This window comes from Faecalimicrobium dakarense (assembly GCF_000499525.1).
GTDB lineage: Bacteria > Bacillota > Clostridia > Peptostreptococcales > Peptostreptococcaceae > Faecalimicrobium > Faecalimicrobium dakarense.
The window spans coordinates 1-1,860 of the sequence record NZ_HG529389.1 but is presented as its reverse complement, the minus strand read 5'-3'; the positions used below and the strand labels follow the sequence as shown (position 1 = coordinate 1,860).

The 1,860-nt window shown below is 31.6% G+C and carries 2 protein-coding genes; both read right to left on the bottom strand.

Features of this window, described 5'->3' with window-relative positions; all coding sequences use genetic code 11:
- Window positions 1-1,259, bottom strand: a 1,259-nt coding sequence (locus BN899_RS13545) for a methyl-accepting chemotaxis protein (RefSeq protein WP_042276390.1), incomplete at its 3' end; no start/stop codon positions are given.
- 117 nt (window positions 1,260-1,376) lie between these two features.
- Window positions 1,377-1,860: methyl-accepting chemotaxis protein (locus BN899_RS13540; RefSeq protein WP_242824190.1), on the bottom strand; the 484-nt coding region annotated here is incomplete at its 5' end.

The window sequence follows — 1,860 nt, the reverse complement described above, 5'->3', positions numbered from 1 at the left end:
TTTAATGCTAATATATTTGTTTGGAATGCTATATCATCTATTGTTTTTATAATTCTTCCTATCTCACTAGAAGTAAACGAAATTTCTTCCATAGCTTTAACCATCTGTTTCATTTGCTCGTTTCCATCTTTAACTTGGCGAGCTGAACTTAGTGTTAAATTATTAGCTTTTTTAGCATTATCTGCAGTATCTTTTATTTTGTCAGATATTTCTATAATAGTTGCAGATAACTCTTGAATTGCACTTGATTGTTCAGTAGCACCTTGTGATAACATTTGTGATCCAGTAGCCACTTGATCTGATGCAGCTCCTACTTCTTCTGCAGCTACATTTATTTGTGACATTGTTTCACTTAAATCATTAGTTATTTTATTTATTGATTGCTCAACATTTTTAAATACTCCTATGTATTCTACTTCAGGTTCAACGTTGAAATTACCTAATGCAACTTCTCCTAAAACATTAACTGTGTCATTTATAATTTCATTAGTTTTGTTGCTCATTTTACGCATACTATTTGATAAAGATCCTAATTCGTCCTTTGATTCATAGTTAATGTTAATATCAAAATCACCCTCAGCCATTTTATTTGCAGCTGTTTCTATTTCTTTAATTGGATTTTGTAGGCTTTTAGTTATAGAAATACTTATAACTACTGCCGCTAAAATACTAACTACTACTATAGCGCTAGAAATAAAAAATGCTGTTTTTACAGTAGATTCTACTTTTTTATCAAATTCAACACCCTTAACTTCTGCATCTTCATAAAGATTAAGTGCAGCTTTTGCAGACTTATTATACACTTGCACAAGTTGTCCATCTGCTTTAGTTTCTAGCTCTTTTGCCTCGTCTTTATAACCTTCACCTTCTATAACTGCATAAATTCTTTCAAATTCTTTTCTTAACTCAGATACTGATTCTTCAAGGGGCTTAATTAGCTTCTCCTCAGTTCTAGAAGAATCACGAATTACTTTTATACTTTTCTCAACATTATCAAATGCATCTAGAATTACTATTTTATTATCCTTTGCAACATGATCTGCATAAATTGAGTTACTAATATTATTTCCAATAGAACTTACATATGAACGAATAGCCATGGATTCTTTTGTTACTTCATAAGGCCCCTTAAATAAATCATGGCTTAAGTTTCCTGCTTTTTTCAAGTTAAATAGCGTATAAAAGCTTGCAAATGATGTTATCACCATCAAAATTAAAAAAGATAATCCTAATTTTTTACCAATTTTTAAGTTTCTCACACTGATTCCTCCCAAACACCTTTAAGTGTTATTTAAATATTTAACTTCCTTTTAAAACTATCTATAAAATGCCTTATTTAACAATTATGTCTAAATCCAGTGTCTAAAGTTCCTATATTATTCATTTGTTGCAAAATAATCTGTTTCATCACTATTGAAGTTTATATTTTTTCTAGATCCATTCGTATCTTTTAGCTCAAAGTTTTCAATAAGTGATTTTAACATTTGCGCTTGTCCACTTAATTCTTCACTAGCGGCAGCACTTTCTTCTGATGTCGCAGAGTTAGTTTGCACTACCCCTGAAATTTGCTCTATCCCTAATGTAACTTGATTGATTGCACTAGCTTCTTCTTCAGACGCTTTAGCTATATCATCAACTAATACAGTAGTTTGGCCTGTTGTATTTATTATTTTTTGAAGTGACTCAGCTGTGCTATCTACTATTTCAGTACCTTTGTTAACTGCCCCTATTGAATTTTCAATAAGTGTAGCTGTATTTTTAGCAGCTTCTGCTGATTTAGCAGCAAGGTTTCTTACCTCATCAGCAACAACAGCAAATCCTTTACCAGCAGAACCAGCTCTAGCTGCTTCTACAGCAGCG